The organism is Amphritea atlantica, from assembly GCF_900111095.1.
Classification (GTDB): domain Bacteria; phylum Pseudomonadota; class Gammaproteobacteria; order Pseudomonadales; family Balneatricaceae; genus Amphritea; species Amphritea atlantica.
The window spans coordinates 286821-312564 of sequence record NZ_FOGB01000002.1 but is presented as its reverse complement, the minus strand read 5'-3'; the positions used below and the strand labels follow the sequence as shown (position 1 = coordinate 312564).

Sequence of the window (25744 nt, the reverse complement as noted above, 5' to 3'; positions counted from 1 at the left end):
GTCGCGTGTCGCGATGCCGTTACTCATTGACCAGCATATAGCCAGCCCCACGAACCGTTTTAATCAGTTCTCTGTCCGGCAGCACCGCCGCCAGTTTTTGCCGCACCCGGCTGACATGGACATCGATCGCCCGGTCATAAGCGGTCAGTTTACGATGCAGAACCTTCTCGGTGAGCTCATCTTTGCTGACAATCGTTCCCGCGGCCCGCATCAGTTCTGCCAGTACATTAAATTCGGCACTGGTGAGTTCCAGTTCGCTTCCAGACACCTGCATCTGGCGCTTGCCGCAATCCAGCTCTATGCCATGTATCGCCAGCTTATCGGTACTCTCCTCTGCGGCCGGTTGCTGTCCACTGCGGCGCAACACTGCGCGGATACGGGCAACCAGCTCACGGGGATTACAGGGTTTACCCAGATAATCATCCGCGCCCATCTCCAGGCCAATGATCCTGTCGATATCCTCTCCCCGTCCGGTCAGCATAATCACCGGGGTTTTGATGCGGGGACGGACCTGCTGTAACAGTTCAAGGCCACTCTGCCCCGGCATCATAATGTCAAATATCAGCAGATCATAGCTGCCGTCCTCCAGCAGTAATGGCAGCGCCTGCTCAACACTATGAGCAAAGCTGACATCAAACCCTTCAGACTGAAGGTATTCCCCTATCAGCTCACAGAGTTCCTGGTCGTCATCAACCAGCAGCAGTTTAACGTTGTCGCTCATACATCGTTCCTTATTCAGATAGTGCCAGAGTAATCAAGCCCGGGGGGAATTTCATCTGCCTGTCATCCCCTTTACCAAACTTTACACCGCCTTTACCCAACTTAGCAGGGGGCAGAGTCATACTGCAGCCATCAAAACAAGCAATGCTTCAGGAGAACAACCATGCGTAAACAACTTGTTATCGGCATTACCGCCGCAGTTATTGGTGCCGGCGCGCTGAGCGCAGGCCTGGCATCCGCTAAAGACGGCTGGGACCGCTGCGGTGATCGCCAGGAAGGGCACCATGGCAAATATGAGCAGATGGAGGGCAAACATGCCGCCAGGCGAATGGATATGATGGCGGACAAGCTCTCCCTGAGCGATGAACAAAAAACGCAGATGCAGGAACTTTTTCAAAACCAGCAGGGTCAGATGAAAGACCAGCGGGGCGCAATGCGAGAGATGCACTCGGCACTGAGAGATCTGGATGTCAATGCATCTGACTATGACCAGCAGGTTGCTGCACTGGTGAGCAAGGCTCAGGAGCAAACCGCTCAGATGATACAGATGCGTGCACAGCAAAAAAAAGCGCTGTTTGCCATTCTGACCCCGGAACAGCAACAGAAATTTATGGAGATGCGACCAGCAAAAAATCGTTCGTAATCATGTAAGTGCAACCGGTCCCGCTGAATCAGGCTCCAGCGGGGCCATTGTTAATGGTTTAACCCTCATATATGACTCTCATCATATATTCACCGTCGCCTTTAAACGGGCCACTCGCCCTGCGTTAAGCAGGGCTTTTTTTTTGGCTGTAAAACACTCAATCTAACGGCTAAAGAGCTTACAACTGCTTTCGCAGATCAGCTTCCAGATCCTGCAGATAGCGGGTCTCCATCCGCACCGCTTGCTGCTGTTGTTTAATCTGTAGATTACGTAAACGGATCTCATGTTCCAGTTCATCAATCTCAGATAGCAGAAACGCCCGTGTATCAGAAGAGATACCCTCCATAATCAGCTGTTCACGCTTATCATCACGCTCACGCAGATCGGCACGCTGTTCTGAGATCAGAATACTCAGCTCATGCCTTGCACTTTCTAACCGGGCGACCTGCTGATGCGCTTTCGTTCCAAGCTCAAACCCCCGGGCAAATTCCTGTTGTTGCTCAGCATGACAAACCGTACCGGGTGCTTTGCCGGCGCGGGCTTGCCGGTAACCATTGGCGGCGGTGCAATAACGCCGGACACCCCGGTCATAGCCCTGCAGATACTGATCCATCCGGGGCACGACACCATACTCACTACAGGCATCCCGATGCTGTTCCAGGCGGCTGGCCTCGCGACCCGCTACACCATCATTAAAGCCGATCAGTTGCCAGTCTGCTGACAGACAGCTTTCCCGGTCCAGTGTGGCACAGCCGGTCATGGCCAGCACTAAAGCCAGCCCCGGCATCAACCTGTGATATCGCATACTCATATCTGTGTGTCCTGGGTTGCGCACGGATCTGTGCGCCTGTAAATGTGTCAGCCTGCAGTTTGACAGCGTTAACCTGAACTACAGCAAAACAGAATAACCACTCTGTATATCAGCTCTGCAGATCATCGGTTTTGGCCGCACAGATAAAATCGTTGATCGACAATCCGCCGATCGCATGGGTGCTGAAACGCACCACACAGCGATTATATCCCACCTCCAGGTCAGGATGATGATCTTCCTGATGGGCAATCCAGGCCAGCGCATTCACAAACGCCATGGTGTGGTAAAAATCTTTAAAGAGGAACTTTTTGCAAATTTCCGTGCCTACTTCATTGCACGACCAGCCGGACGCCAGGCGCTTCAGCTGCTGCTCAGCGGCCTGAGGTGTCAGCGCAGGGGTCGTGCTGTCACAGGGTACACAACGACGCTGTTTTAGTAAGTCATCAGCCATCACGGTCTCCGAAAATGATATCTGAGCCACAGTATAGTCTGCTATTGGCCCAGTATTGCCCGACCGGCAGATTGATTAACCAGAACGCTGAATCCATGCTAAAGTGCCTCCCCCGAACAGGACTCGCCTGCAGAGTTTAGGAGATCACTATGCCAACCTATGATTATCGTTGTGAAACCACCGGTGAGGTGTTTGAAGTACGCCATCCAATGGCCATTGATATATCCACCTGGCAAGACCTCTGTGACATCGGCGGCTTTGAGGCGGGCACAACCCCCGCTGACGCGCCGGTCACCAAACTGCTGACCACTGGTGGCGTGATCAGCAATAAAACCCTAAAAAACCCGGAGGCCCCTCCCTGTATGAGTGGTGGAGGTTGTCCCGGACGTTGTGGAATCTGATATGTTTTTTAAAAGTTTAGGCAAACTCTCACTGATACCTTTTTTTATGGCACTGTTTCTGGGCCTGTCACTTTCCACCAGCGCGTCGGCGGGGCCCCTGAAGCCCACCATGAAAGAGATGCGACTGCACTATAAGCAGGCGATCGACACCCGGGACCCCGCAGTTTTCAACGACAAGATCACACAGTTTCTGACCGAACTGCAAACCGCCCGTGACTTCAAGTTTTCCCCGGAGCGCAAACAGCTTTCCCTGGAAGGTCTGGACAAGGTTAATACGCTGGTCCGCGGGCTGCCAACAGCTACCGATGCCAACCTTACTCAACTGCAATCGCAACTTAAAGAGGTCGATCAGTTACGGGTGGAATATCACAAGAAAGTTAAGCCAGGGGTTTTTGAGTTATTGCTCGATACTGTGAAACAGTATCTGGGGCTCTGATAACGCAACAATTTGTTTATATCCCCCGGAAATCGCTGTCCGTCATGAATCAAGCTGTGGTATAGATACAGTTATTCATAGTTTCATTGAGACGGCGATTTCTGCTCATGTTCTGCAAACCTTATATCCTTTTATTCGGCGCGATCCTGATACTGGCGGGTTGCGATCAGCCGCCATCCGCTAAAGCCCGCATACCAAAACCCCATCTGGTGGAGGTGCTGTCAGTCCAGCCAGTGGATATCGAGCTTGAGCGGGTGCGTACCGGCACCCTTGAAGCGTTCCAGACCATCAATATCTATAATCAGGAAGAGGGGATCGTTAAACAGATCCTGCCCCGTGAAGGCGATACGGTAAAGCGTGACGATCTGCTGATCACCCTTGATGATCAACTGCTCAGTGCCCAACTACAGCGGGCCCGGGCAGTACGTCAGCAGGCAGAAAAGGAGCTGCAGAGAATCAGCGGGCTGATCAAGCGCAATCTTACCGCACGTTCAGAGCTGACCCAGAAAGAGACTGATCTGGCAGTCGCCAAAGCCGACGAACAGGTGATCGCCACCCGTCTCGGATATACCCGCATAAAATCACCGATTGATGGTGTGGTAACCGCCCGTCATACCGAACCGGGAAACCTGGCAGAAAAATCCTCGCTGCTGCTCACCTTAGCGGATCTGAGCAGTTTGCGGCTTAAAGTAGATGTGTCTGAGCTGTTGCTGAATCAGCTGATCCCCGATATGCCGGTGGATATTGAGATCGATGCGTTGCGCAGCGCCAACCGGAGCAACAGCTTCGAGGTCTCCGGAAAAGTCAGCCGCATCTACCCCACCATCGACCCAACAACCCGCAGCGGCACCCTTGAAATCAGTCTCAATCCAGCGCCACAGGGTGCCCGGCCGGGGCAATTTGCCCGGGTAAAATTCCAGATCGCCCGGCAGCAGGTGTTGCTGCTGCCGTTTGCCAGTCTTCGCCAGTCTGACAGCGGCAGCTATGTGTATATCATCGATAGCGATAACAACGTTCAGATCCGGCCGCTGCAAACCGGCCTGAAAGCGGGTGAACAGATTGAGGTACTGGCCGGACTTCAACCCGGAGAGCGGGTGATCACCCGCGGGTTCACCAACCTTAAAGCGGGGATGCAGGTGATCGTGGTTGACCGGGGGACTGATAACCAGAACGGGACCTCAGCACCGTGAAACAAAGATCCATGCGCCACTCCAGAGGGCTTGCGAACTGGTCTATTCATCACCCGGTCGGGGTGGTGATGATCGCACTGGCGGTGATTGTGCTGGGAGCTTTCGCGCTTAACCGACTGGCGGTTGATCTGCTGCCCCATATTATCTACCCGGAGATCCGCGTCAGAGTGGTCGACATGGGGGTGCCGCCTTCAGTGATGGAGGATCGTGTCACCCGCAAACTGGAAGAGCAGCTGGCCATCACTGAAGATGCAATCCACGTACAGTCCACCACCACTCAGGGCAGAACCAGTGTCGACCTGGCGTTTGAGTATGGCAAAGATATCGATGTCGCCCTGCGGGACGCCAGCACTCGCCTGGACCGGGCCCGGCGCACACTGCCGGATTCAATCGATTCACCGGTCATCTACAAGCTAGACCCGGCGCAGATCCCAGTGATGGAGTTTGTTATCAGTTCACCGATTCGCGACAGCGCTACACTGCGACAGTGGTCGGATGATGTTATCGCAAAATGGCTGATTAACCTGCCCGGCGTCGCCGCCGCAGAGGTCGGCGGCGGTGTGGTTCGTGAGGTCCATGTGATCCCCGATCAGCAACGGATGGCCGCTTATGATATCAGTTACAAAACCCTGATCGCGGCGGTCAAAGAGGGCAACGGTGATCAGGCGGCGGGGCGGATCACCATGCCCGGTAATGAAATTAACAGCCGCATCAGTGGCCGACTGATAACCTTAGACCAGTTACGCCAGTTACCCGTCGCCCGAAGAGGCGATGCCACACTGACCCTGGCGGATCTCGCTGAGGTCAGACTCAGCACCGAAGATGAACGAATACTGATCCGCGCCGATGGTGTCCAGGGCATCAAACTATCGATTCAGAAACAGCCCACCGCCAACACCACCTATGTCGCCGATCAGGTCAAACAGCGGCTGGAATGGTTAGCACAACAAAAAATCATTCCCGACGATATTAGCGTGACGCAGGTGGCGGATCAGTCTATCTACGTTAAGCAGGCCCTTAATAACGCCGCCACGGCTGCCATCAGTGGTGCTCTGCTGGCGATGGCGGTGGTATACCTGTTCCTCGGTAATCTGCGCCATACCCTGATTATCGGCAGTGCCATCCCGATTGCGATCATGTTTACCTGTGTCTTGATGGGACTCGGCGGTCTGACCCTCAATATTATGACACTGGGAGGGCTGGCGTTGGGGATCGGTATGCTGGTGGATAACACCATTGTGATGCTGGAAAACATCAACCGCCATCAGCAAAATCATGAGCATCCGCTGGCGGCCGCAAATAACGCGGCCACCGAGGTCAACAGTGCCATTATCGCCTCCACCTCCACCAACCTCTGCGCGGTGCTGCCCTTCCTGTTTATCGGCGGTCTCACGGGGCTGCTGTTTCAGGAGCTGATTATCACCATCTCGGCGGCGATCTTTGCGTCTATGGTGATCGCGCTAACGCTGGTGCCAGCCCTTGCCGCGGCCACCAAAAGAGTCACCAACGGGGGTGGAGTACGTCACCTGACCGACCGTTTTTTACAGTTATTACGGCGCAGTTATACCGCGGTTCTCAGCAAACTGCTGCATTATCGCCTGCTCACCCTGCTCTGTTTTATCGCCGCTCTGGTAGTCAGCGCACCGGTATTTGTCAGTGGCAAACAGATCTTCCTGCCGCCACTGGATGATGGCCGGATAACCGTCAGAGTTACGGCAGACACCGGCATCTCCCTGACCGAGATGAACAGCCGGGTTGAACAGTTGGAAGCACTGTTCGCCAGTCAGCCGGAAACAGACACCGTCTTTACCCTGGTGGGCGGGTCCGTATTCGGACGTTCGCAACGGGAGCAATCCAACCGTTCTACCGTCATCGTGCAACTGAAATCGGTCGCCGAGCGGGATCTGTCCAGCAATCAGTGGATCGAACGGCTGCAAAAACAGATCGCCAAACTACAGTTGGCAGGGTTCACGGTACGCATGACTCAGCGTGGCATCCGGGGCATCCGCACCAACAGCGGCAGCGACGATATCAGCCTGCGATTACAGGGGCCGGATAATAAAACCCTGACCCTTCTGGCCGAACAGCTGACAACAGAGCTGAAGACACTGCCACAACTGCGCAACCTGAGCCATTCGGCAGAAGATCAGCTCAATGAACTGTCGATCACCCTGGACCGGGTGCGCGCCAGTCAGTTGGGCATCGAGCTGGCAGACCTGATAGAGGCAACCCAGATCGCCCTGCAGGGTAAAGTGATCAGCGAATATATTACCGATGACCACGCTTACGATATCCGCCTGAGGCTGGCGGAGCAGCACTTCAACACCCCGGAATCGATGGAGACACTGCTGCTGTTTCCCGGCACCGGGGCCTCACCCCCGGTACATCTTTCCGACGTTGCCAGCCTGGAGCTGATAGAAACTCCTGCCAGTATCCAGCGCGATAATCAGATGCGTATCGTCGAGATATCCGCCTCACTGGCACCGGATATCACCCTGGGAGAAGCCCTGAGCGCCATCAATCAGGTACGGGATAACTTTATTATGCCTTCGGGCTATACCGCGTATGACGGGGGATCTGAAAAGATTCTGCAAGAACAGAGCAAGCTCACCAGCCTGTTACTCGGCCTGGCGCTGTTTCTGGTATTTGTGGTGATGGCGATTCAGTATGAATCCCTGCGCAACCCGCTGATCATCATGTTTGGCGTACCCTTTGCCGCCATCGGCGTTGCCGCAGGGATCTGGCTGCTGGCCCTGCCACTGTCGATGCCGGTGTGGCTGGGGATGATCATGCTCACCGGGATTGTAGTCAACAACGCCATCCTGCTGATCGAATATGTCGAGCTGGCCAGGGATCAGGGCAATAACATCACCGACGCGATTCTGGAAGCAGCCAGACTGCGTCTGCGACCCATCATCATGACCACCCTCAGCACCGTCGCCGGCATGCTGCCACTGGCCCTGGGCTGGGGCGACGGCGCTGAGATGCTGCAACCCCTGGCGATCACGGTGATCTGGGGGCTGAGTTTCTCCATGCTGGTCAGCCTGGTGCTGATCCCGGTGATCTACCATCTGGTGAATGAGCGGGGTTCAGTGCGGCGTTGAGACACCAGACAGCACAAATGCACCTGCCACCGATATTGAAAAGGCTCAAAATAGATCAGAAAGAATGGCTCAGCAACGCGACGCAATTTGAAATGCTCTATCCCAAAAGAATCGCCCGCAAGCGGTTATCTGCTCAAGCCGCCGGAGCATTTTAAACGCTTGGCCCAGGGGCTATCTGTCATCAGTTTATAACAGCTGAGGCGGAGAACTGGCTGAAAAACACGGTCGTCAGGGTCGTGTAGCCATCCGAACAGGTTTCTGGCTATCCCATCTCAGAAATAAAATTAAAACCCATATTCAACATGAATGGAAAGCGTGTTTTTTAAAGGTGCCTGTCCATAGCGCACGTAGTAACGGCCCAGAGCCTGCATCAAGCAGCTAACCCTGTTTTCGTTTTCAGGTTGAGTACATGATTGGTCATAGAGATACTCCTTTGACGACATTGTCGCTAATTAAAAGTATCCGTTAAACTGGGGGAGCTTCACTCTGACCCCTTGATCGCTCAATGGGTCTAGCGAAAATCAACAACTCTGACCCCTTGATCGGTCAGGGTCGTGTAGCCATCCGAACAGGTTTCTGGCTATCCCATCTCAGAAATAAAATTAAAACCCATATTCAACATGAATGGAAAGCGTGTTTTTTAAAGGTGCCTGTCCATAGCGCACGTAGTAACGGCCCAGAGCCTGCATCAAGCAGCTAACCCTGTTTTCGTTTTCAGGTTGAGTACATGATTGGTCATAGAGATACTCCTTTGACGACATTGTCGCTAATTAAAAGTATCCGTTAAACTGGGGGAGCTTCACTCTGACCCCTTGATCGCTCAATGGGTCTAGCGAAAATCAACAACTCTGACCCCTTGATCGATCGGGGATACCACAGGCTCTGACCCTATTTATCCCCTATTTCTCTGAACCTATTCGTTCATCTATAAATCCCAGCCCCTTGAGCTCTGCTATAACTCTATTGTAACCAATCTTATTAGAATCAAGGTTTTCACCTCGCTTAATCCAATCAGAAACATCACCAACATCTTGATTAAATAATTTATTTTCTACGGCATAGGCTATAAGATAAGCAGATATATAGTCCCCTTCTTTATAAGAGTTATTTAAGTAATACAAAGCCCACTCAGGTGCCGAACTATAAAGCCTGCTACCATCGTCCAAGAAGTAAAGTCCAAGATATCTGGATGCTTTCAGCTTATTTTCTCTCAATGACATTTTTAAAAGCAATGGCCCAGCCGAGTGCCTTTTTTTTGAAAGAAAGGTCCAATGTACCCCCAAATAAAGCGCAGCCTGGGTATCACCTAGCATTATTGCTTTCTGCCACATCTCTACAGCTTGCTCTGGATCTCTTTGTCCGAACGCACCTTTATATAAGCAATCCCCATAGATATAATAACTTCTTGCTTCTTCATGCTTTATTGATTTCTTAGACAACTCGCATATATCAATACTGTTACTTTCATCACTCAATACAACAGAAGAAAACAAAATACTGACAAAAAATATTATACGTTTCATAGTTTCTATTTCACTATATCTGGGTCGGACCATTGTGGATTCATACCTCTACACTGATTATTCATCATACATGCAGTCGGGTCGATCAAGGGGTCGGTCTGAGCTTCCCCCAAAATAACGGACTGATTTATTGAGAGACATGTTTCCTCTCATATTCTACCGGACTGATATAGCCCAGTCACCTAAAGCAGAGCTTCCTGAAGCAATTGCCCCCGACCAGAATCCAGCACTGAAACTCCCCCCTTGCGCCACGCTGGATAAACCACCAACCACGCCATGTACTACTATGCTGGCTCTTATGTTGATAATATGCTGCAAGAATTAGTTGAACCATTTAAACAATAGGTATGAATTTGAAATTCTGGGTGGTTTTTTGTGTAATTTCTTTAGTATTGGATGTTAGTCTCTTTATGATTAAGCCACTAGATAGCTTATATGAGAATATCATTATATCTAATTTTGGGGCATGGTTGATCTTATCATATGTTTCTAAAAGGGAAATGGTGTTAGTTTTCAAAGTGATTAAATATGACTCAAACAATGACGGAGAAAGGTTTATTGGTTTGGTTATTGGTGTGATTTTATTATTTGGCGGATTACTAATTCCCGGATAAAGGGGTCAGATTTATTGTGCGCCGAGCTATGCTAAGCTCAGGTGCAGGGGAAGTTAGACGATAAGGATATTGGTTAATGGAAACTGCGCAATAAATACAGGGACAGGCTCCTTTAAAAAGACATAAAAAAACACGCTTTCCATTCATATTGAATATAGGTTTTAATTTTATTTCGATCAAGGGGTCAGAGTCGTTGATCTTGATAGGCCTTAGACCTCCTATCACCACCATGCAAGCCCACTTGAACTCGCCGTCCTAACTGCTGTTCAATTTCTACCTTAAAGCGCTCACCGCCCAATATGCACGCTTTATTTGTAGCATTACGTATACTTTCTAACGTATGTACAGGGATAAAGCCCGAGAACAATGCGGTATAAGCTGTTTGACGTTCTGCAGGAGTACTTCCCAGCGCCAGGTAAATATCGTGCGGTGTAAACAAAGCTATTTCTTTGCCTAGTGCAGTCGCGTGGTAACTGGACCAGAGATAATCGGCGGGAAAATCAACCATCCCCGCTCGTACTGGATTCAACTCGATATAGCGACTGACGATTAAAAAATAGTTTTCACTATCGACCAGAGATGATTTAAAACGCCCCTCCCATAAAGTGCCTGAACGCCGATAACTCTGGTTGATATAGCGCACGTAGTAACGGCCCAAAGCCTGCATCAAGCAGCTAACCCCTTCTTTAGTTTTCGGGGTGAGTAACAGATGTACATGATTGGTCATTAGAACATAGGCATGCACAAGAACTTGATACTGTTCTGCATAATGCTTTAAACGATCCAGATAAACCGCATAATCCTCTTCTGCAAAGAAGCATGCCTGTCGATTATTTCCACGTTGAGTCACATGCTGAGGAATTCCGGGCAACGCCGCCCTGGGTAATCGGGCCATCCCTGACCTCCAGAAAATAAGAATTGAGGTATATCAGTCTAGTACAGAAAGGGGTGAGCGAAAACCAACAACTTTGACCCCTTGATCGCAGACCCCTTGATCGGAGAGCTTCTTTGGTACATTGAAAACAGAATGGGTTGATCACGAAGATTACCGGACCAAAGCAGTCGCCAAGCAAAGTATTTTTGAGTACATTGAAGTCTTTTACAATCGACAGCGCAGGCATTCGTATCTGGGCTATATCAGTCCGGTAGAATATGAGAGGAAACATGTCTCTCAATAAATCAGTCCGTTATTTTGGGGGAAGCTCACATTACTATTGGGCCAGTAACAAATCATTTCATCCCGAAAATTAGAACTACAGGAAATTATATGAAAGCAGAGGATGCTATTGATAGGTTCCAGGAGGGGCTATTAGGATGGTAGTTATAAGATTATTTGTATTATTTTTTATAATGCAGTCAGCTATTGCTCATTCAGACGAAGATTTGTTCGGCATTATCGGCGTTGGTTATAAATCATGCGACGATTATATATATGCCTTGGAAAATAACAGGAATCAAAGCTTAATATATCGTTCTTGGGTCGCTGGATATATTACTGGATTTGGTCATTTAATAACAAAAAATAATTCATTTATTGAGTATTTTGATAAGGAAATATTTTTTAAAAACATGGAAGCTGCCTGTAGGACGGACGTTAATAAGACTATATACGAGGTAGTTCCTGAGCTAATGATCCCTATTTTTAAGACTTGGAAGAGAGATCAAAATGGATAGATAAATGAGGGCAGGGACTGCGGTATCCCCACGAATTTTCAATAAGTAGTTCAAAAGACAGGGGCAAGCACCTCTAAAAAGACACTTCCCATTCATTTTGAATTTGAGTTTTAGTTTTATTTCTGAGATGGGATAGCCAGAAACCTGTTCGGATGGCTACACGACCCTGACGACCGTGTTTTTCAGCCAGTTCTCCGCCTCAGCTGTTATAAACTGATGACCGATACCCCCTGAGCCGAGCGTTTAAAATGCTCCGGCGGCTTGAACTGCTCGCCGCTTGTGGCGAATTTTTTGGGATAGAGTATTTCAAATTGCGTCACGTTGCTGAGCCATTCTTTCTGATCTATTTTGAGCCTTTTCAATATCGGTGGCAGGTGCATAACAATTGCTTTTAAGAATGCCTGTCCCTGTTTATTCTATAAAGTCCAGGTCGAGAAGTGCTGTGAGATTGTGTTTGTCAGAAAGCGTTTTAACCGGCCGATCAGACCGGTTAAAACGTTGTTGGAGAGTGCGGTTCTAAGTCGTCTATCCGCTTATGCGACAGAGGTTGTCTGCTCATTCTGCGCTGCGTAGGCCCGGTCAAGCTGCTCGCCTTCTGCCAGCAGGAACTCAAACGCTGACAATGATGCTTTAGCGCCCTCGCCCATTGAGACGATGATCTGCTTGTAAGGCACCGTTGTGACATCGCCACAGGCATAGATTCCCGCTTCTGAGGTGTGGCACTTTTCATCAATGATGATTTCACCTGCTCTGCTCAACTCAAGCAGCCCGTCGAGGAACTGACTGTTGGGTACCAGGCCGATCTGCACGAAAACACCATCAAGTGCTAAGCGCTGCTCGGCCTCGCTCACCCGATCCACATAGCTGATCGCTGAGACTTTACCGTTGGTGGCCTCAATCTCTTTGGTGGCAACGTTTTTCAGTATCTCGATGTTGGCTTTAGCGTAGGCTTTTTCCAACAGTACCTTATCGGCTCTCAGCTCTGGCATAAACTCGAATACGGTGACGCTGTTGACGATACCCGACAGGTCGAGAGCTGCTTCGATACCGGAGTTTCCGCCACCGATAACCGCCACATCCTTACCCTTGAAGAAGGGGCCATCGCAGTGAGGGCAGTAAGCCACACCATTACCGATATTCTCTTTTTCACCGGGGACGCCCAGCTCACGCCATTTAGCACCGGTGGCCACGATGATTACTTTGGTCTGTATCTGCTCGCCCGAACTCAGCGAGACGGTTTTAATATCACCCTGCTTAATATCGGTGACCTTCAGGTACTCTTTGATGTTGATATCATACTCATCCATATGTGCTTGCAAGGCGTTTGAGAGCTGAGGACCAGTGGTTTTGGTCACGGAGATCAGGTTTTCAATATCCATGGTGTCTTTCACCTGACCACCAATACGATCCGCAATCAATGTTACTTTCAAACCTTTACGGGCACTGTAGATCGCCGCACTGACCCCGGCAGGTCCACCACCGATTACGGTGACATCCTGCAGTGGCAGCGTTTGCACCTGCGTTGCCGGTTGCCCCTGAGAAGCTCCCCGCTGTAACAGTTTCTCTATCAGTTGCGCCGCATCCACTTTACCATTGGCGAACAGCTCGCCATTCAGGTAAACACTGGGAACGCCCTGAATGTCCCGCTCGGCAATAATCTCCGGATAGAGCCCACCGTCGATCATCTCCGCAGAGATATTTGGATTCAGCAGGGCAAACTGATTCAGGGCCTGAACCACATCCGGACAGTTGTGGCAGCTAAGGCTGATGAACACCTCAAACTGGAGGGTTTCCTGAATGCTGCTGATGGTCTGTCTGATACTGTCATCCAGCTTCAGATCGGTTCCCGAAGCGTGCAGAATCGCCAGAATCAGTGAGTTAAACTCATGGCCCGCCGGAATGCCTGAGAAGCGGATACCGGTGTCCTCGCCATCCGCCTTTAACAGAAAACTGACCGGACTTCTTAAAGTCTCCGGCAGGTCTGCCTCTTCCAGGCTGAGATTATCGCTCACACCCGCCAGATCGGAGAGAAAACTCACCAGTTCCGGACGTTTGCTGTGAGCACCGGTCTGCAGAACAAAAGTCACCGGCTTTTTCATTAACGCGGTATAACCTTTAACTGTTTGTAAAATTTCTGTGGTTAACACGATGGTCACTCCTGTTTCCTATTAATCTCTGCGCTGCACCGGCTCAGGTTCGACCGAGCCGGTGCGTTGCGGATAACCGGTCTGACCGGTTGTTATATTTTGCCAACCAGATCAAGTGACGGCGCTAATGTAGCCTCACCCTCTTTCCAGGCTGCCGGGCACACTTCACCCGGGTGGGAAGCAACATACTGAGCCGCTTTAATCTTGCGCAGTACGTCAGTGGCATCGCGGCCAATCCCTTCTGCAGTGATCTCCATCGCCTGAATGATCCCCTCTGGGTCGACGATAAAGGTACCCCGGTCGGCCAGGCCCTGACCTTCACGCATCACCTCAAAATTACGGGTGAGGGTACCGGTTGGGTCGCCAATCATGGTGTATTGAATCTTGCCGATAGTATCGGACGATTCGTGCCACGCTTTGTGAGTGAAGTGTGTATCGGTAGAGACTGAGTAGATCTCTACACCCCGGGCTTCAAACTCCGCGTAATGATCCGCCAGGTCACCCAGTTCGGTAGGGCAGACAAAGGTGAAGTCAGCTGGGTAGAAGAAGAACACTGACCATTTACCCTGCAGGTCCTGTTCTGAAACATCGATAAATTCACCCTTTTTGAATGCACTGGCGGTGAATGGTTTAATCTGTGTGTTGATAAGTGCCATGGTGGCCTCCGGTATCTGTTTAAGTGTTTGTGGTTGTTGAAAAGATGAACCCAGTATATGAGCCAGCCACTGATAGATAAAATTGAATAAATATATCTTTATGATCTATTATTTAGAACTACAAACCGTTTAATGAAGATAAAGCAACCATGATCTCAACCAAACAACTGCTCTATGCCCTGGCGGTAGAGAAAACACTGCACTTCAAGAAAGCCGCAGAAAATTGTCATATCAGTCAGTCAGCGCTGAGCACTGCGCTGAATGAGCTGGAAAAACAGTTAGGTGTGCAGATATTTGAGCGGGACAACAAGAAAGTATTAGTGACCCCGCAGGGCGCGGATGTGTTGCAGCGGGCACGCAGCATCATGGTTCAGGTGAATGAGCTGCAAACCATTGCAGAGAATCAACAGCAGCCACTGAGCTACCCGATCACGGTCGGGGTGATACCAACTATTGCGCCGTTCTTACTACCGGAGGTCTTTCCGCTACTGAGCACACAATACCCTCACGCCCAGCTGAATATTGTCGAGGAACAGTCCCATGTGCTGGTTGATATGGTCAGACGGGGCGAGATCGATACCGCTATTTTAGCCATGCCGTTCCCGTGCGATGGTTTGTTAACCCTGGAGTTCTGGCAGGAGGATTTCTACTGGGTTGCGCTGAAAGGCGATAAATATACCGATCAGCAGGAGATTAGCAGTAATGAACTGGCGCAGAGCCATCTGATGCTGCTAAAGGAGGGGCACTGTCTTAAAGATCACGCTCTCACCGCGTGTAAACTGCCGACACAAACCGCCAACCATGGTTTTGGTGCTACCAGCCTGAACACTCTGATACAGATGGTGAAAGGCAGAATCGGCACAACCCTGATTCCACAGATGGCGCTTAAGCAACTGACACAACAGAATCAGTCCCTCAGCGCCATCCATCTGCAGGAACCGGGGCCACACCGCCGGATCGTTTTTGTCATACGGCCAAACTACACCCGTATGAACAGCATCGACGCGCTTATGGCGTTATGCAAAAAGGCGCTGGAGGATAGTTGAGACTTGCCCTGTTCCGCTACTCTATAGTGCTGTCAGCGGCCTTAGATCCGCTCAAACATCAGGTCCCAGACACCATGACCGAGACGTTCGCCCCGCTTCTGGAACTTGGTTACCGGGCGCCACTCTGGCTGAGGTGAATACTGGCTTTCACCGGCAACGTTGCGATAGCCCGGTGCCGCACTCATCACCTCCATCATATGCTCGGCGTAGTTTTCCCAGTCGGTGGCCATATGAAATACACCGCCGACTTTGAGCTTCTTACGGATGGTCTCAGCAAATTCGGGCTGAACAATGCGTCGCTTATGGTGCTTTTTCTTATGCCAGGGATCGGGGAAGAACAGTTGCAGTGTGCTCAGACTGCCATCGGGGATACAGTTGGCCAGCACCTCGATTGCGTCGTGACAGAACACCCGGATATTGGTCAGGCCCTCTTTTTCAGCGTTACTCAGCAGGCGGCCAACACCCGGGCGATGTACCTCGATACCGATATAGTTGTTCTCCGGCTGAGCTTTAGCCATCTCGATCAGCGAATCACCCATGCCAAAACCGATCTCCAGCACCACCGGGGCTTCCCGGCCGAACACCTGTGCCAGATCCAGCATGCCGCTATCCGGCTCCAGCCCCATCAGCGGCCACTGAGTCTCCATCGCCTTTTGCTGACCTTCGGTCATCCGTCCGGCGCGCAGCACAAAGCTTTTCACGGTGCGCATATACTTTTCTCCGGTCGACTGCTCCGGGGTCTGCTGTTCAGTTTTGTTCTCTTCTGACATCGGTCTGGCTTCTCACTTAAAACAAAGCAGCCTGATCAACGGATCAGGCTGCTGAAATCTTTCATCTGATGAGACCGCCTTGCGGCGATCTCATCGTTAAATCAATTATTTACCGACAATAGTGCCTTCCATCGGCGAGGAGGCGCTGGCATATTTCTTCCGTGGCATCCGGCCGGCCAGAAACGCTTCTCGACCCGCTTCAACCGCCTTGCGCATCGCCGAAGCCATCAGAATCGGGTTGCGGGCACCGGCAATAGCGGAGTTCATCAGCACGGCTTCACAGCCCATCTCCATCGCTACTGCCGCTTCTGAAGCGGTACCAACACCGGCATCCACCAGCACCGGCACTTTGCAGTCTTCCATAATCACATTGATGTTGTGTGGATTCAGAATACCCAGGCCGGAACCGATCATAGAGCCCAGCGGCATGATAGAAACACAGCCGATAGCTTCCAGTTCTTTGGCAACAATCGGATCATCACTGGTATAAACCATCACTTTGAAACCATCCCGCACCAGCACATCGGCGGCTTTGATGGTTTGCACTACGTTCGGATAGAGGGTTTTCTGATCGCCCAGCACTTCCAGCTTCACCAGATCATGCCCGTCCATCAGTTCACGGGCCAGCATACAGGTGCGCACCGCATCTTCGGCATTAAAGCAGCCCGCGGTATTCGGCAAAATAGTGTATTTATCCGGGGAGATCACATCCAGCAGGTTGGGCTCATCCGGATTCTGACCGATATTGGTGCGACGTACCGCCACGGTGACAATCTCGGCACCACTGGCTTCAATCGCCAGCCGGGTCTCTTCCAGGTCACGGTATTTTCCGGTACCAATCAGCAGACGGGACTGAAAGCTGCGGCCGGCAATAATCAAAGGATCGTTCAGTTGTTCAGACATTATTCTCTACCCAGTTAAATTCTGTAATATTCGCTCAGATACACATCACGGTCGGACCCGGTCAGCCGCCACCAATCGCATGCACCACTTCTACCCGGTCGCCTTCCTGCAGCAGGGTTTCAGCATGCCGGCTGCGGGGCACGATCTCCAGGTTCAGTTCGACTGCAACACGACGCTCACCCAGTTGCATCGTGTCGATCAGACCCGCCACAGAGGTGTTTTCCTGAACCTCCAGAGTGTCACCATTTACCTGTATCAGCATTGAGATTGATCCATTTTTATTCACTTAACTGCCGGATAGCGACCCGGCCAAGATTTAACCAGCCCGCCAGAAACAGCACACCGCCCACCGGGGTTATCGCCCCCAGCCAGTGCTGACCCGAGAGCGCCAGTACATAAAGGCTGCCGCTGAAAAACACGATGCCTGCCATAAACAGTACGGCGGTCTGACGCAGGCCCCGTTCGGACTGACGCAGCATCAGCACACCAACACCAAACAGTGCCATGGTATGAAACATCTGATACTGAATACCGGTTTGCAACACTTCATATAACCGCTCGCTCAGCTGTGTTCTGAGCATATGCGAGGCAAAGGCTCCCAGGGCAACGGTGATAAAACCGCTCAGCGCGGTGCATAGAATGACAAAACGGGCAGACATAACAGCTTCCGGAACATTGAGGTGGCTATTCTAACAAAGCTTAACGGTGGCGATAAGCAATAAAAAAGCCGCGCTCAGCAGAGGGCGGCTTGATAACCGGCAACACCAGAATCCTGAGTGATCAGGCTTCCAGCATCGCTGTTTTAATTTTTTTCATGGCATTTTTTTCCAACTGACGAATCCGCTCGGCAGACACTTCATAGCGGGCGGCCAGTTCGTGCAGGGTAGCTTTCTCTTCACCCAGCCAGCGCTGTACCAGAATATCGCGGCTACGCTCATCCAGCTGCTCCATCGCTTCGCTCAGACGCTGATTGGAATCAGCTTCCCAGTTAGAATCTTCCAACTGGCTGGCAGGATCCTGACTGTGGTCTTCGAGGAAGTAAGCAGGAGACTGATAAGCACGCTCATCATCGTCACCCACCGGCGCATCAAAAGCCATATCGGTGCTGCTCATGCGGCCTTCCATCTCCCGCACTACCTGCTCATCAACCCCCAGATCGCCGGCCATCGCGGTTACTTCATCGTTGGTCAGCCAACCCAGGTTTTTCTTCTTGCTGCGCAGGTTAAAGAACAGCTTACGCTGCGCTTTGGTGGTCGCCACCTTTACAATGCGCCAGTTACGCAGAATAAACTCATGCATCTCCGCCTTGATCCAGTGCACCGCAAAGGAGACCAGACGAACCCCCATGGTGGGGTCAAACCGCTTAACGGCTTTCATCAGTCCAACATTGCCTTCCTGAATCAGGTCAGCCTGGGACAGGCCATAACCGGAGTAGGATTTAGCCACATGGACCACAAATCGCATATGAGAGAGTACCAACTGACGCGCCGCTTCAAGATCGTTCTCGAAATACAGACGTTCAGCCAGTCCGCGCTCCTCTTCTACCGTGAGAACAGGAATCGCAGTCACCTGACGTATATACGCCTCCAGATTCTGACCCGGAGATAATACTTCAATGACCCGTAGGCTTTTGCCCATTTCTCAACCTCATTACTTATTCATTTCAAGGGTGTCGATATAAGTTACAGCTATGACACTCTTCTGCCAGATTAGTTCCGGCTATATAAAGCCCGCACCGGGTAACAATTAACGCTATTACCCTTCGATAACCAGTTTAGCGGACCGACTAAGATAACGGCAACATTAGCAGATGGCAAGTCTGACTGTTTAGCCTCTTTACCTATATTTACAATTCGAAGCTTACAGCTAACGACCCGTTGGGTCTTATACCGTAGCATTCACCGCAACCGGTATACGCATAATTACTGTGGCTGGATCTGTCGCAAATGTCGCCCGACTGCCAGCCAGGCACCACACAACCCCAACAGTATACTGATCAGAAGTAACAGGATTGTTTCAATAAATCCCAGCCCCGCCAGTTCGAACTGACTATCGTAGAGTGACACTAACTGCCCGACCGGGCCATTCAGCAGCAGCAGGCTGAGCTGAATCAGAAACCAGGCAAACACGCCGCCGGCAACACCAAACCAGACACCATCATAGAGGAAGGGACGACGGACATAAGCATCGGTGGCTCCCACCAGCTTGGCGATCACAATCTCTTCCCGCCGGCTCTCGATGGAAAGCCGGATCGTATTGCCCACCACCAGCAATACCGCCATCACAAACAGCGCCGCCAGCACCCAGACCGCCCGTTCAGCCAACACCACAAAGGCCGCCAGCCGCTGTACCCACGCCATATCCACCACCGCTTCATCCACCTGCGGTAATGCCTGTAGCTTAGTCTGAAGCAGCGGCACTGACGCCACCGACAGATCCCGGGGCATCACCATCACCACCGCTGGCAGCGGGTTAGTATCAAGAAAGTTAAACACATCACCGAAACCGGACATCGACTTAAACTCCAGCATCCCCTGGGTAGCGGTAATCAGCTCCGTGGCAGCGACATCATCACGCAGCAGCAACTCGCGACTGAGAGTCTCCGCTTCGGCCTCCGTCACACTCTGTTTCAGATACAGAGCGACCCGGGGATCACCATCCCAGCCACTTCCCAGTTGCTGAATGTTTTTCAGCCCGGTATACAGAGCACCGGGCAATGCCAGGGCGATCGCCAGCACCGCCAGCGTCATAAAGGTTGTCAGCGGCTGCGCCAGCAGCGAAAAATAGGATTGCCGCGCCACCTCTGCATGGTGACGCAGATAGCTACGACTGCGATCGGCCACATTCAGACGATGGTGCTCGGCGCCCCGGTGAACCCTGGCATCCCGTTTAGTATTGGGTTCGACGCGGACAGCCCCTTTGCGGCGCAGATTATTTTCCATCGCTGACCAACCTGCCCTGATTAAGGGTTATCACCCGATGGGGCATCCGTGCGATCAGCCCCAGATCGTGGCTGGCAATCAGCACCGTGGTACCTACCTGGTTAAACTGCTGAAACAACCGCATCACCTCTTCTGAAAGCTTAGGGTCAAGATTTCCGGTCGGCTCATCCGCCAGCAGAAACTGGGGCTTGTGTACAATCGCCCGGGCGATACCGACCCGTTGTTGTTCACCACCGGAGAGCACCACCGGATTGAGCTTCTCTTTACTCAGCAAACCCACCTTATCCAGCGCGGCACGCGCCCGGCGGGCAGCATCTGCAGGGTCAAAGCCACAGATTCGCAGCGGCAGAACGATGTTATCAAACACTGAGCGGTCAAACAGCAGCTGGTGATTCTGGAACACCACGCCAACCCGGCGACGATGATAGGGGATCTGGCTATTAGCCAGACTGGCCAGATCCTGATCACCCACCAGTACACGACCATTCGAGGGACGCTCCATCAGCATCAACAGCTTCAGCAAGGTACTTTTGCCGGCCCCTGAGTGGCCGGTCAGAAACGCCATCTCACCCTTATCAAGACTGAAACTCACCTGACTGAGGGCATCATAGCCATTGGGATAGCGCTTGGTTACATTGTCGAAACTGATCACAGGCTGATTACCTTAGAGAGAGCTCGAAATCTTATGCTTAGCGGTTTTTCAACCGACCTTCAGGAGATCCGTCAACCTCAGTCAAACAGAGCGGTTACAAACTCTTTTGCTTTAAAGGGTCGCAGATCATCCACCTTTTCACCGACGCCAATATAACGGATCGGCAGGTCCAGTTGCTTAGCGATGGCAAAGATAATACCGCCTTTTGCCGTGCCGTCCAGCTTGGTCAGACTGATACCGCTGACACCCACCGCTTCTTTAAACAGTTTGGCCTGACTCATCGCATTCTGTCCGGTGCCGGCATCCAGCACCAGCATCACCTCATGGGGCGCTTCGGGATCGAGTTTCTTCATCACCCGAACCACCTTTTCAAGCTCCTGCATCAGGTTATCTTTGTTCTGCAAGCGACCCGCGGTATCGGCAATCAGCACATCGATATTTTTCGCCTGTGCCGACTGCAATGCGTCATACAGGACCGAGGCAGAATCAGCACCGGTATGCTGCGCCACCACCGGTACGTTATTGCGTTCACCCCACACCTGCAGCTGTTCAACTGCGGCGGCCCTGAAGGTATCCCCCGCAGCCAGCATCACCGACTTGCCATCCGCCTGATATTTTTTTGCCAGTTTACCGATCGTGGTGGTTTTACCCACTCCGTTTACCCCCACCATCAGTAGCACAAACGGGCCTTTACTCTGGCTGAAATCGATCGGTTTTTCGACGCTTTCCAGCAGAGATGCCAGCTCATCTTTCAGTGCGGTATAGAGGGCGTCGGCATCCGCCAGTTGTTTCCGTTTCACCCGCTCGGTCAGTTTACCGATGATCTCCGTAGTCGCCTCAACCCCCACATCGGCCAGCAGCAACTGGGTTTCAATCTCTTCCAGCAGCTCATCATCGATCTGCTTGGCCCCCAGAAACAGATCACCCAACCCTTCGGTCAGGTTTGCTTTGGTACGGCTCAGGCCCGCTTTAATGCGGCCAAAGAAACCGGTTTTCTGTTCTGGTTCAGGCTTCACCTCAGACTCAGCAACCGCTTCAGACTCAACAACCGCTGGCAACTCATCCACGGCCCCGGACACAATATCAGGCTCTGATTCAGCGTCACTGACAGACTCCGCTTCAGCCGTTGTCGGCTCAGCGGCCGTTTCCTGCTGAACGGGTGTATCAGGTTGTTCGTCTGCAGGCTCCGGCGCTACCACAACCGCATCTGCGGCCTGCTCCTGAACGGTCTCTTCAACCGCCTCATCAGTGAGATCAGAAGAGTCAGCCAGCGGCTGCTCAGTGACCGCAGTCTGTACACCGTCTTCCTCAGGAAGGGCTTTCTGAGTATCATCTTTCTCAGAACTGAAAATTGATTTAAGCTTCTTAAACATGCTTGATTACTGTCCGATGTCAGGCGCTGAAGATGCAAAAAAACAGGGTAGTCCCTGTTCCAACTGCGAGTCGTCCTGTATGTTTCATTTAGGCCGCCTATCTTACCATAGTAAAGACCGGCTGGGGCACTGAAAACAGGCCAGAAAATGACCAGGAACAACCGATGCCGGAAGCAAAATCCCCACTATTCAACCGAACCTACCTGAAGGTCATTGTCTGGATCGTTGCAATTGCGATCGTACTGCTGACGGCGGGCCAGAACCGATCCAGGGATTTCATCAGTATACAGAAGCTGGCTGAGAGTCCGGTCTACTACGTTAGTCAGGATAAAGCCCCCTACCTCCAGCTGAGATTTCTCCTGCGCACCGGCGCCGCGATCAATGGCGATCAGCAACTTCTGCAACAACTGTTACTGCAACAGCTGCAGCAGCAACTGGCAGGGTTAGCCACACAGCCGCCGTTTAGCCAACTCGGGGCAAAATTAGCCTCTGAAGCATCAGATGATCGCATAACCATCGCCGTAACCCTGCCAGCAGACCGCAGCGGGGAGCACGCAGCAATAGCAGAGATGACCACTACGCTGTTACAGCAACTCAGCAATTATCAGCCCGGCGACGATCTTGAAAAACGCTGGGAGCGACTGGAAGCGGAACAGTATCTCAACCTGAAAGATCCTGAAAGCCGCCTGCTCAATCGCTTCAGAAACCTGCTTAACGGTCCGCTGTCCGTGCACCCGCTGCAACGCTTTGCCGACTTTTACCGCAGCAGCACCTCGGCGGGAGCGATGACCCTGACCCTGCAAGGGCCTGATGTCGCGGCATTAGCCGAAACCCTGGCGCCGTTATTAAAGGAAAGCAATATTACTCCCAGTCTTACACCGACACCCCTTACGCCAACGCCGGTTCAGCTGGAGCCGGTCAGTAATCAAACCTACAAACTGTGGGGAATCGCCCTGCCCGGACGACAGCAGCAGGATTTCCTCTCTGAACTGCTGGCGGTGAGAACCCTGCAACAGTTGTTGCAGCAACACCAGGCAACTTCACGACTAATCTGGAAATCACTGGACAAGCAGGGCTATCTCGCTATGATTCTGCAGGGGCCGGGGATCAAAGCCGATACCGATCTGACAGCGCTGCTGGAGTCATTGCAGGCGCAACTCAGCGATGAACTGATCGATAAGGCCCGCACCACGCTGCAAACAAACTTCGATACGCTGATGGAACAGACAGACAGTCAGTTGGGGATGCTGGATACCATCGCCTTCTATCAATTACCCACTGACTACCTGAACAGCTTCGACACCCGACTCAGGCAAACCAGCAACAGCCAGGTTCGGCAAACAATCAGCAGTTTTCTCAACAACCCGGGCCGCTATCAGATAACCCTGCCGGCATACTGACCAATACCGGGTTCGACAGTACAGTAAGGAATAAACATGGCCAGACGCCGCCCAGAGCGAAGCTCGCAGAAAATCAGTTCAGGAAACCAACAGCTACGCATTATTGGCGGTGAGTGGCGTGGCCGAAAGCTGAACTTCCCTGAAATTGAAGGCCTCAGACCCACCCCCGACCGGGTCAGGGAAACCCTGTTCAACTGGCTGGCCCTGTATATCCCCGGCGGACGCTGTCTTGACCTGTTCAGCGGCAGCGGTGCACTGGGCTTCGAAGCCCTCTCCCGCGGCGCCACCCATGTCACCATGATCGACAACTCGTCAACGGTAATCCGGCAGCTGCGACAAAACATACAGGACCTGAAAACCCAGTATGCCGAACTGATCACCGGTTCTGCGCTCGACTGGCTGGAAAAACGTAGCAGCGATCTCGAAGTTCAGTTCGATGTAGTGTTTATCGACCCGCCCTTCCGCAAAGACCTGGCCGAACAGTGCTGCCTGTTGCTGGAACAGAAAAGCATGCTGACAGACAACGCCATGATCTACCTGGAAACCGAAAAAGAACTCACTGACCCTAGGGTGCCGGATAACTGGCAACTGTATCGGGAAAAAACCGCCGGACAGGTTACCTATCGACTTTACAAAAGGAGCTAGATCGCCGCTACGCGGCTGCTAGTAGCTAGACGGAAACTTCGTTTCCTTGCTAGAAAAAGCACAGAAAAACAGCTTTCCAAAAGAGCCGTTGCTCGTGGCTCGACGGAAACTGCGTTTCCTTGCTCGGAAAAAGCGCTTGTAGCAATCGTCAGGACTACTGAGATATAGTTAAATCTGGTGGGTAACTGAAGTACCCGTATCGTAGTCTGTAATTTTGATTGGTCTGTGAAGCCCGGCCAGGCGTTCAAGACAGTCCAGACGGATATTCAGGATGAATACCATTGATCCTTTTTTCCTCTCTGGCAGCCCTTGCCTTGGAATATTTAACCAAACATTCCTGATATTACAGCTGCTGCGATACACCTTTTACCCGCCCCTAGAAAGAAATGTACCTTCCGAGGTAGCAAAACTTGAAGCTTGTAGGGGCTGAATAAAAAATTGTTAGCTTCGCGGAGTAGAAATCGAAATTATGGATGACGATTACCAAAACCCCTTGCCGGGCAAGACCTATATAAGTCCATCACTCCAAGCCTTTGGTGACAAGGAGCGAAGAGTTCGTATCGCATCTAAAATTCTACCCTCTGAAGACGGCTATGAATATGTAAAGGAGCGCGACGAGGTAGTTTTAAGAAAGAAGCTAGACGCAAAAACTTATATAACAGCGAAGTTCTTAGAAGACACCAGGCAAACCTTCGTCTTATCTGTCCAAAAGTTTGTATCAGAAACAGGACATCCTTATGGGTCTGGATTTTCATTTGTAGGTGAAGAAATAGGTCGGTTCTGTGAATTTCTAGCAAATATTCAGTCTGTAGATTTCAAGAACAGAGCCAAAGTAAACATTACTGATGAGGAACTTCGGAAAATAGCTTTAACCACTCATCAGGCAAAAGCTTTTCTTACTGAAAATCAGGCGCTGTTTGCTGAAGCACTAAAATCCGAAGTAACAACAGAAGACCTTGTTGCGGTAGGCTTCCGAAAGAAGCAGTTAAGTGTCTATTGCAATCTTCTGAATGACGAAAGCTACTTCGACGGTTTAAAGAATAGAAAGAAATGTTCAAATGAAGCTTTATGGCAAAAGTACTTTGAAAAGAACCCTTGGGTATTTGGTTATGGGCTAGGTTACATATTCTTGTCCAGCCTCGATGATAGAAAGTTAGAACAAGTAGTCCAAGGGCATAGTGTAGATTCGCATGGTAAGCGTGTTGATGCGCTTATGAAAACAAAAGGTATTATTTCCAATCTATGCTTTGTTGAAATTAAGACTCACACGACTGCTCTACTAGAGGCTAAGCCTTATCGATCTGGCTGCTGGGCGCCGTCAAAAGAATTGGCTGGTGCCATCGCGCAAGTCCAAGGTACTGTAGCCTCCGCAGTAGAAAATCTATCTAGCAGAATTAACCCCAGTGATAGTGAAGGTAATCCAACTGGCGAAGAAATTTATAATTACCAACCTAAATCCTATTTGGTAATTGGTAGTATGGGTGAATTTGTATCGGAGCAAGGCGTGAACAAAGACAAACTGAGGTCATTTGAGCTGCTTCGTAAAAATACATCTAACCCTGAAATTATTACATTCGATGAACTTTATGAACGTGCAAAATTCATTGTCCAGCACAACCAAAGCTAATATTGCGCTGCTGTCC

26 protein-coding genes and 1 pseudogene are annotated in these 25744 nt (G+C 51.2%); 11 read left to right on the top strand and 16 right to left on the bottom strand.

Annotation, left to right across the window (positions count from 1 at the left end; translation table 11 throughout):
- Positions 1 to 19: 19 nt before the first annotated feature.
- Positions 20 to 721, bottom strand: coding sequence for a response regulator transcription factor (locus BMY09_RS04755; protein ID WP_091354699.1), 702 nt, complete (start codon positions 719 to 721; stop codon positions 20 to 22).
- A 162-nt stretch (positions 722 to 883) separates the two neighbouring features.
- Between BMY09_RS04755 and BMY09_RS04750 the strand changes: the two genes are divergently transcribed.
- Positions 884 to 1363 carry a Spy/CpxP family protein refolding chaperone gene (locus BMY09_RS04750; RefSeq protein WP_091354697.1) on the top strand — a complete coding sequence of 160 codons (480 nt, stop codon included), beginning with the start codon at positions 884 to 886 and terminating at the stop codon, positions 1361 to 1363.
- A 178-nt stretch (positions 1364 to 1541) separates the two neighbouring features.
- Here BMY09_RS04750 and BMY09_RS04745 read toward each other — a convergent pair whose 3' ends face one another.
- Together BMY09_RS04745 and BMY09_RS04740 are read right to left on the bottom strand one after the other, a co-directional pair.
- Complete coding sequence (locus tag BMY09_RS04745; RefSeq protein ID WP_091354695.1) at positions 1542 to 2174, bottom strand: DUF2799 domain-containing protein; 633 nt, start codon at positions 2172 to 2174, stop codon at positions 1542 to 1544.
- Between the two features lie 109 nt (positions 2175 to 2283).
- Entirely contained in the window at positions 2284 to 2625 is a 342-nt protein-coding gene (locus BMY09_RS04740; protein WP_091355248.1) for a 4a-hydroxytetrahydrobiopterin dehydratase, read from the bottom strand.
- Between the two features lie 149 nt (positions 2626 to 2774).
- On the opposite strand from BMY09_RS04740, the gene BMY09_RS04735 reads away from it, so the two are divergent.
- The 4 genes from BMY09_RS04735 (at position 2775) to BMY09_RS04720 (ending at position 7756) form a co-directional block, all read left to right on the top strand.
- Positions 2775 to 3026 (top strand): FmdB family zinc ribbon protein, encoded by a 252-nt coding sequence (locus tag BMY09_RS04735; protein ID WP_091354692.1) that lies wholly within the window; start codon positions 2775 to 2777, stop codon positions 3024 to 3026.
- A gap of 1 nt (position 3027) precedes the next feature.
- The gene (locus tag BMY09_RS04730) at positions 3028 to 3462 is read left to right on the top strand and encodes a cytochrome b562 (protein ID WP_091354690.1); all 435 of its coding nucleotides are present in this window, start codon (positions 3028 to 3030) and stop codon (positions 3460 to 3462) included.
- Positions 3463 to 3569: 107 nt separating this feature from the next.
- Positions 3570 to 4652, top strand: coding sequence for an efflux RND transporter periplasmic adaptor subunit (locus BMY09_RS04725; RefSeq protein ID WP_091354686.1), 1083 nt, complete (start codon positions 3570 to 3572; stop codon positions 4650 to 4652).
- Positions 4649 to 7756, top strand: coding sequence for an efflux RND transporter permease subunit (locus tag BMY09_RS04720; protein WP_217647394.1), 3108 nt, complete (start codon positions 4649 to 4651; stop codon positions 7754 to 7756). Before BMY09_RS04725 ends, BMY09_RS04720 begins: the two co-directional genes overlap by 4 nt.
- An 899-nt stretch (positions 7757 to 8655) precedes the next feature.
- On the opposite strand, the gene BMY09_RS04715 is transcribed toward BMY09_RS04720, so the two are convergent.
- Both BMY09_RS04715 and BMY09_RS04705 read right to left on the bottom strand, forming a co-directional pair.
- The gene (locus BMY09_RS04715) at positions 8656 to 9279 is read right to left on the bottom strand and encodes an SEL1-like repeat protein (protein WP_139203135.1); all 624 of its coding nucleotides are present in this window, start codon (positions 9277 to 9279) and stop codon (positions 8656 to 8658) included.
- A gap of 798 nt (positions 9280 to 10077) precedes the next feature.
- Positions 10078 to 10788, bottom strand: coding sequence for a transposase (locus BMY09_RS04705; RefSeq protein WP_091354677.1), 711 nt, complete (start codon positions 10786 to 10788; stop codon positions 10078 to 10080).
- 103 nt (positions 10789 to 10891) lie between these two features.
- Between BMY09_RS04705 and BMY09_RS04700 the strand changes: the two are divergent.
- A pseudogene (locus BMY09_RS04700) lies at positions 10892 to 11071 on the top strand (IS3 family transposase); the annotation flags it as partial.
- Between the two features lie 136 nt (positions 11072 to 11207).
- Complete coding sequence (locus BMY09_RS04695) at positions 11208 to 11567, top strand: hypothetical protein (RefSeq protein ID WP_091354673.1); 360 nt, start codon at positions 11208 to 11210, stop codon at positions 11565 to 11567.
- Positions 11568 to 11773: 206 nt separating this feature from the next.
- Here the strand turns inward: BMY09_RS04695 and BMY09_RS22115 are convergent, their stop codons facing one another.
- From BMY09_RS22115 to ahpC, 3 genes are all read right to left on the bottom strand, one after another.
- Positions 11774 to 11947, bottom strand: coding sequence for a hypothetical protein (locus BMY09_RS22115; RefSeq protein ID WP_175483441.1), 174 nt, complete (start codon positions 11945 to 11947; stop codon positions 11774 to 11776).
- 153 nt (positions 11948 to 12100) lie between these two features.
- On the bottom strand, positions 12101 to 13714 hold the full coding sequence (gene ahpF / locus BMY09_RS04690; RefSeq protein ID WP_091354671.1) for an alkyl hydroperoxide reductase subunit F: 1614 nt from the start codon (positions 13712 to 13714) through the stop codon (positions 12101 to 12103).
- A gap of 92 nt (positions 13715 to 13806) precedes the next feature.
- Positions 13807 to 14370, bottom strand: coding sequence for an alkyl hydroperoxide reductase subunit C (gene ahpC, locus BMY09_RS04685; protein ID WP_091354667.1), 564 nt, complete (start codon positions 14368 to 14370; stop codon positions 13807 to 13809).
- Between the two features lie 149 nt (positions 14371 to 14519).
- On the opposite strand from ahpC, the gene BMY09_RS04680 reads away from it, so the two are divergent.
- Positions 14520 to 15416, top strand: coding sequence for a hydrogen peroxide-inducible genes activator (locus BMY09_RS04680; RefSeq protein ID WP_091354664.1), 897 nt, complete (start codon positions 14520 to 14522; stop codon positions 15414 to 15416).
- Between the two features lie 41 nt (positions 15417 to 15457).
- On the opposite strand, the gene trmB is transcribed toward BMY09_RS04680, so the two are convergent.
- From trmB to ftsY, 8 genes are all read right to left on the bottom strand, one after another.
- Positions 15458 to 16186, bottom strand: a complete 729-nt coding sequence (gene trmB, locus BMY09_RS04675) for a tRNA (guanosine(46)-N7)-methyltransferase TrmB (protein ID WP_091354662.1) — start codon at positions 16184 to 16186, stop codon at positions 15458 to 15460.
- A gap of 105 nt (positions 16187 to 16291) precedes the next feature.
- Entirely contained in the window at positions 16292 to 17089 is a 798-nt protein-coding gene (locus BMY09_RS04670; protein WP_091354660.1) for a thiazole synthase, read from the bottom strand.
- Positions 17090 to 17150: 61 nt separating this feature from the next.
- A complete protein-coding gene (gene thiS, locus BMY09_RS04665) occupies positions 17151 to 17351 on the bottom strand; it encodes a sulfur carrier protein ThiS (RefSeq protein WP_091354657.1) in 201 nt (66 codons plus the stop codon).
- A 16-nt stretch (positions 17352 to 17367) separates the two neighbouring features.
- Complete coding sequence (locus BMY09_RS04660) at positions 17368 to 17748, bottom strand: DUF423 domain-containing protein (protein ID WP_091354656.1); 381 nt, start codon at positions 17746 to 17748, stop codon at positions 17368 to 17370.
- Between the two features lie 121 nt (positions 17749 to 17869).
- The gene (gene rpoH / locus BMY09_RS04655) at positions 17870 to 18727 is read right to left on the bottom strand and encodes an RNA polymerase sigma factor RpoH (RefSeq protein ID WP_091354653.1); all 858 of its coding nucleotides are present in this window, start codon (positions 18725 to 18727) and stop codon (positions 17870 to 17872) included.
- A 284-nt stretch (positions 18728 to 19011) separates the two neighbouring features.
- A complete protein-coding gene (gene ftsX / locus BMY09_RS04650) occupies positions 19012 to 20031 on the bottom strand; it encodes a permease-like cell division protein FtsX (RefSeq protein WP_091354651.1) in 1020 nt (339 codons plus the stop codon).
- Positions 20021 to 20683 (bottom strand): cell division ATP-binding protein FtsE, encoded by a 663-nt coding sequence (gene ftsE, locus BMY09_RS04645; protein ID WP_091354648.1) that lies wholly within the window; start codon positions 20681 to 20683, stop codon positions 20021 to 20023. Before ftsE ends, ftsX begins: the two co-directional genes overlap by 11 nt.
- Positions 20684 to 20760: 77 nt before the next feature.
- On the bottom strand, positions 20761 to 22056 hold the full coding sequence (gene ftsY / locus BMY09_RS04640) for a signal recognition particle-docking protein FtsY (RefSeq protein ID WP_175483440.1): 1296 nt from the start codon (positions 22054 to 22056) through the stop codon (positions 20761 to 20763).
- A gap of 164 nt (positions 22057 to 22220) precedes the next feature.
- Here ftsY and BMY09_RS04635 point away from each other — a divergent pair, with 164 nt between their 5' ends.
- The 3 genes from BMY09_RS04635 to BMY09_RS04625 all read left to right on the top strand — a co-directional run bounded on the left by BMY09_RS04635 (position 22221) and on the right by BMY09_RS04625 (position 25728).
- Positions 22221 to 23456, top strand: coding sequence for a peptidase M16 family protein (locus tag BMY09_RS04635; RefSeq protein WP_091354645.1), 1236 nt, complete (start codon positions 22221 to 22223; stop codon positions 23454 to 23456).
- A 36-nt stretch (positions 23457 to 23492) separates the two neighbouring features.
- Positions 23493 to 24101, top strand: coding sequence for a 16S rRNA (guanine(966)-N(2))-methyltransferase RsmD (gene rsmD / locus BMY09_RS04630; RefSeq protein ID WP_091354642.1), 609 nt, complete (start codon positions 23493 to 23495; stop codon positions 24099 to 24101).
- Between the two features lie 469 nt (positions 24102 to 24570).
- A complete protein-coding gene (locus tag BMY09_RS04625) occupies positions 24571 to 25728 on the top strand; it encodes a Shedu immune nuclease family protein (RefSeq protein WP_091354638.1) in 1158 nt (385 codons plus the stop codon).
- The last annotated feature ends 16 nt before the right edge of the window (positions 25729 to 25744 follow it).

What these genes read in the sequence shown, in the direction of transcription:
- BMY09_RS04680 (WP_091354664.1), top strand. Translation starts at nt 14,520, where the DNA reads ATGATCTCAACCAAACAACTGCTCTATGCCCTGGCGGTAGAGAAAACA.
- BMY09_RS04745 (WP_091354695.1), bottom strand. Translation starts at nt 2,174, where the DNA reads ATGAGTATGCGATATCACAGGTTGATGCCGGGGCTGGCTTTAGTGCTG.
- BMY09_RS04715 (WP_139203135.1), bottom strand. Translation starts at nt 9,279, where the DNA reads ATGAAACGTATAATATTTTTTGTCAGTATTTTGTTTTCTTCTGTTGTA.
- BMY09_RS04670 (WP_091354660.1), bottom strand. Translation starts at nt 17,089, where the DNA reads ATGTCTGAACAACTGAACGATCCTTTGATTATTGCCGGCCGCAGCTTT.
- BMY09_RS22115 (WP_175483441.1), bottom strand. Translation starts at nt 11,947, where the DNA reads ATGCACCTGCCACCGATATTGAAAAGGCTCAAAATAGATCAGAAAGAA.
- BMY09_RS04755 (WP_091354699.1), bottom strand. Translation starts at nt 721, where the DNA reads ATGAGCGACAACGTTAAACTGCTGCTGGTTGATGACGACCAGGAACTC.
- BMY09_RS04730 (WP_091354690.1), top strand. Translation starts at nt 3,028, where the DNA reads ATGTTTTTTAAAAGTTTAGGCAAACTCTCACTGATACCTTTTTTTATG.
- rsmD (WP_091354642.1), top strand. Translation starts at nt 23,493, where the DNA reads ATGGCCAGACGCCGCCCAGAGCGAAGCTCGCAGAAAATCAGTTCAGGA.
- trmB (WP_091354662.1), bottom strand. Translation starts at nt 16,186, where the DNA reads ATGTCAGAAGAGAACAAAACTGAACAGCAGACCCCGGAGCAGTCGACC.
- BMY09_RS04740 (WP_091355248.1), bottom strand. Translation starts at nt 2,625, where the DNA reads ATGGCTGATGACTTACTAAAACAGCGTCGTTGTGTACCCTGTGACAGC.
- ahpC (WP_091354667.1), bottom strand. Translation starts at nt 14,370, where the DNA reads ATGGCACTTATCAACACACAGATTAAACCATTCACCGCCAGTGCATTC.
- BMY09_RS04705 (WP_091354677.1), bottom strand. Translation starts at nt 10,788, where the DNA reads ATGGCCCGATTACCCAGGGCGGCGTTGCCCGGAATTCCTCAGCATGTG.
- BMY09_RS04750 (WP_091354697.1), top strand. Translation starts at nt 884, where the DNA reads ATGCGTAAACAACTTGTTATCGGCATTACCGCCGCAGTTATTGGTGCC.
- BMY09_RS04625 (WP_091354638.1), top strand. Translation starts at nt 24,571, where the DNA reads ATGGATGACGATTACCAAAACCCCTTGCCGGGCAAGACCTATATAAGT.
- BMY09_RS04725 (WP_091354686.1), top strand. Translation starts at nt 3,570, where the DNA reads ATGTTCTGCAAACCTTATATCCTTTTATTCGGCGCGATCCTGATACTG.
- BMY09_RS04660 (WP_091354656.1), bottom strand. Translation starts at nt 17,748, where the DNA reads ATGTCTGCCCGTTTTGTCATTCTATGCACCGCGCTGAGCGGTTTTATC.
- BMY09_RS04635 (WP_091354645.1), top strand. Translation starts at nt 22,221, where the DNA reads ATGCCGGAAGCAAAATCCCCACTATTCAACCGAACCTACCTGAAGGTC.
- rpoH (WP_091354653.1), bottom strand. Translation starts at nt 18,727, where the DNA reads ATGGGCAAAAGCCTACGGGTCATTGAAGTATTATCTCCGGGTCAGAAT.
- ftsX (WP_091354651.1), bottom strand. Translation starts at nt 20,031, where the DNA reads ATGGAAAATAATCTGCGCCGCAAAGGGGCTGTCCGCGTCGAACCCAAT.
- ftsY (WP_175483440.1), bottom strand. Translation starts at nt 22,056, where the DNA reads ATGTTTAAGAAGCTTAAATCAATTTTCAGTTCTGAGAAAGATGATACT.
- thiS (WP_091354657.1), bottom strand. Translation starts at nt 17,351, where the DNA reads ATGCTGATACAGGTAAATGGTGACACTCTGGAGGTTCAGGAAAACACC.
- BMY09_RS04695 (WP_091354673.1), top strand. Translation starts at nt 11,208, where the DNA reads ATGGTAGTTATAAGATTATTTGTATTATTTTTTATAATGCAGTCAGCT.
- BMY09_RS04735 (WP_091354692.1), top strand. Translation starts at nt 2,775, where the DNA reads ATGCCAACCTATGATTATCGTTGTGAAACCACCGGTGAGGTGTTTGAA.